Source organism: Paucilactobacillus vaccinostercus DSM 20634, assembly GCF_001436295.1.
Lineage (GTDB): Bacteria > Bacillota > Bacilli > Lactobacillales > Lactobacillaceae > Paucilactobacillus > Paucilactobacillus vaccinostercus.
The window spans coordinates 1-3,446 of record NZ_AYYY01000013.1 but is presented as its reverse complement, the minus strand read 5'-3'; the positions used below and the strand labels follow the sequence as shown (position 1 = coordinate 3,446).

At 41.8% G+C, this 3,446-nt stretch carries 2 protein-coding genes; both read left to right on the top strand.

All coding sequences use genetic code 11. The features are described 5' to 3' along the window. The first annotated feature begins 497 nt into the window (after window positions 1-497). On the top strand, window positions 498-1,730 hold the full coding sequence (locus tag FC26_RS03555) for a NupC/NupG family nucleoside CNT transporter (RefSeq protein ID WP_057777860.1): 1,233 nt from the start codon (window positions 498-500) through the stop codon (window positions 1,728-1,730). Between the two features lie 396 nt (window positions 1,731-2,126). Then, entirely contained in the window at window positions 2,127-3,041 is a 915-nt protein-coding gene (rihC, locus tag FC26_RS03550; protein ID WP_057777859.1) for a ribonucleoside hydrolase RihC, read from the top strand. Window positions 3,042-3,446 lie beyond the last annotated feature (405 nt).

The following is a 3,446-nucleotide window of genomic DNA, read 5'->3' as shown; positions in this document are numbered from 1 at the left end:
GTGATTCTATCGCACTGAAGTGCGTAATTATAGCCGGTCTGTTATTACGTGCTTACTCTTTTTGAATTGGCCGACAGTAAAAATAAGAATGAGATAAAAAGTAAACGGGGTGAACAGAAAAATTAGAATCAACTGATAGCCCAGTTTCGGGATGAAAATGAGGCCGTCAGTCCCTACTAGAAATGGTATAATAAGGGTCCTTGGCAGGGGCAGCAAACTTTTAGAAAACAAACGCTTTCTAAAAGTTTTTTTAATCTAATTTTAATCTAAATGAGATTATAAGAATCAAATATAGCAACTAGTAAAACGTTTTAACCAATTATGTTTATTAAAAACGGGAAAATAAGTTTGTTTATCGAAACAATTAAAAAAATCGAAACCGTTATCATTTGCCAAAGGGGTGTTTTATGGGTTATATTTAGAAAGCGATACCAGGATGGCGCAATTATTTATTTAGTTTTCGGTAACGCAAAAAATTAGCAAAGGGGTTATTGTCCATGTATGTTGCGATAAATATTCTTGGGCTGGTAGTATTTCTCGCCATTGGTTTCCTGTTCTCAAAGAAAAAGAAGGAAATCAACTGGAAGTCAATTGCCATAATGGTTGTAATCAACTTATTCTTGGCATGGTTTTTCACAAGTTTCTCAGTCGGTCGGGACGCTGTTAAAGCGGCCGCCGATGGATTTAATTGGTTAGTGCAGGTTGCCTACCAAGGAATCGTGTTTGCCTTACCTAACTGGGTTACCCCAGACTTTGGTGGGACCGCGAAATCCTTGAACTTTATTACAAGTGCCTTGCTTCCTATTTTGATGATTGTTCCAATGTTCGATATCTTAACTTATATCGGATTCTTGCCATGGGTCATCAAATGGATCGGTCGTGGATTATCATTCATTACCGGCCAACCAAAGTTCGAATCATTCTTTGCCGTTGAAATGATGTTCCTTGGTAACACTGAAGTGCTTGCCATCTCAGGAATTCAACTTCGTCAAATGAATGCGCAACGTAACTTAACGCTCGCAATGATGTCCATGAGTTGTGTGACGGCATCAATCTTGGGTGCTTATACCCAAATGGTTCCTGGCCAATTCGTATTGACCGCCGTTCCAATCAACATCATCAACTCAATCATTGTGACAAGTATGTTGAACCCAGTTAAGGTACCAGAAGAAGAAGATACAATTGCTAAGGTTGGCTCAGAAGGCCAAGATGCCGATGGCAAGCGTGAACCATTCTTCTCATTCTTAGGCGATTCAATCTTGGGTGCTGGTAAGTTGATCTTGATCATCGTTGCCAACGTTATCGCCTTTGTTGCTTTAGCTGCATTGATTGATAAGATCTTGGGTGCTTTCTGGAAGCCACTTTCACTTGAAAGTATCTTAGGGGTTATCATGTTCCCATTTGCATGGTTGATGGGATTACCAGTCGACCAAGCATGGACACTTTCACAAGACATGGGTCTTAAGTTAGTTACTAACGAATTCGTTGTTATGGGGAAAGTCGCTGGTGGTGTCATCAACGGCTACGATCCTCACTTACGTGCCATCCTGACAGTATTCTTGACTTCATTCGCTAACTTCGGAACGATTGGTATGATTATCGGGGCGTTCAAGGGCTTAGTTAATAAAGAAAAGAACGAATTAATTGCTAAAAACGTTGGTTATCTGTTGCTTTCAGGTATCTTAGTATCACTACTTTCAGCCGGATTTGTTGGTTTGTTCGTTTGGTAAAAAGATAGCGTGCGTGTCTCGACACTGCGGGATACGCCTAACCTCCAATCGAACCGCGGTAAAAGTGTTTGATCGGAATCTCTAATGCGACACAATCAAATTAGGTCAATTTTCCAAATGTCATGTTCTGGGCGGTTGTGGTGATTTAGCCCGGTAGATGATTAGCTCTAGCCGATCGAGATCGAGATAATATCCTGACCCGAACTTGATTGGTATCAAATCGAAGCAACAATCAACTCGTGTGAGCCGTAATTATCCCTTAGAAAACTAGTGCGGCAAGCAAAAGATCGGGACTTTGATTTGACTCTAAGAATAACTAATAACTACTGAGAGCCTGGGAGACCAGGTTCTTATTATCAACAGAATTAAAAGCGCTTTCTAAATGGAGGAATTGCAATGACAACAAAAATTATTATGGATACCGATCCAGGGATTGATGACGCAGCGGCCTTAACGATGGCGATTAACGATCCAGCACTTGACCTCAAGTTAGTGACTGCTGTTGCCGGCAATGTGACCGTTGATAAAACGACGGCCAATGCCTTAAAAATTGTTAACTTCTTTAAACAAGACATTCCAGTGGCGGCGGGTGCCAAGCAGCCATTGATCAAGCCATTTGAAGATGCGGCCCGGATTCATGGTGAATCAGGAATGCCCGGCTACGATTTTGGTGATGATTACGGCGAACCAATCGCCAAGAGTGCCGTCGAAGCCTTACATGATGAAATTATGGCGGCTGACGAACCCATTACATTGGTCCCAACCGGTTCATACACCAACATTGCTCTGTTATTCTCACAATACCCAGAAGTCAAAGATCACATTAAAGAGATCGTGGCCATGGGGGGCACGCTTAGCAAGGGGAATATGACCAGTGCGGCAGAATTCAATGTCTTCACTGATCCCCATGCGGCTAAGATCATGTATGATTCAGGGGTGCCAATCGTAATGGTTGGGTTAGACATTACCTTGAAGGCGCTGTTGACACCAGATACGTTGGATAAGTTAGCCACCATGGGCCGTGCCGGCGAGATGTTGCACGACTTGATTACCCATTACAATGATGGTGACGAAAACGGTCATCCAATGCATGACGTGAACACAATCTTCTATCTCTTACATCCGGAAGCAATTACGACCGAGGAAATGTGGGTGGATGTTCAGACGGAAGGCCCAGCAATGGGTGAAACAGTTGGTGACATTCGTGGTGCCTACCACGATGGCAAGACCAACGCCAAAGTATGTGTCGATATCGATACTGACTACTTCAACAAGTGGTTCTTGGAAGAAGTCAGCGCGATTAAAGACTAAATTTAATAGGAAATACGGCAGAAATCTCCTGATTTTAATTAGGTAGATGAATGCCCATGTATTAACGCCGTAAGGCGTTTTTATTTTGGATTTATTCTAAGGTATTCATGTAGTAGCTGTGAGAGACCATAGATGGCTTTCCCCAGAATTTTTATTATTTTAGTTCTGGGTGCTTTTCGAAAAAATGCGTGCAGAGGCTCCTTGAATGCCTTCACGATATTAGTAGGATGTGAAACGTTATCAACGTGCGAACATGGTCGGGCATGATTTCCATTTTTTTCTATTGTAACCTCATTTAGCTCTACGATTTTTCTCAGTGTTATCATTATAATTATTATAGGGAACTTGTGTTCGCTTATATGCTATAATAATTTTATCATAGTTGAGGAGGTGAAACTAATTGAG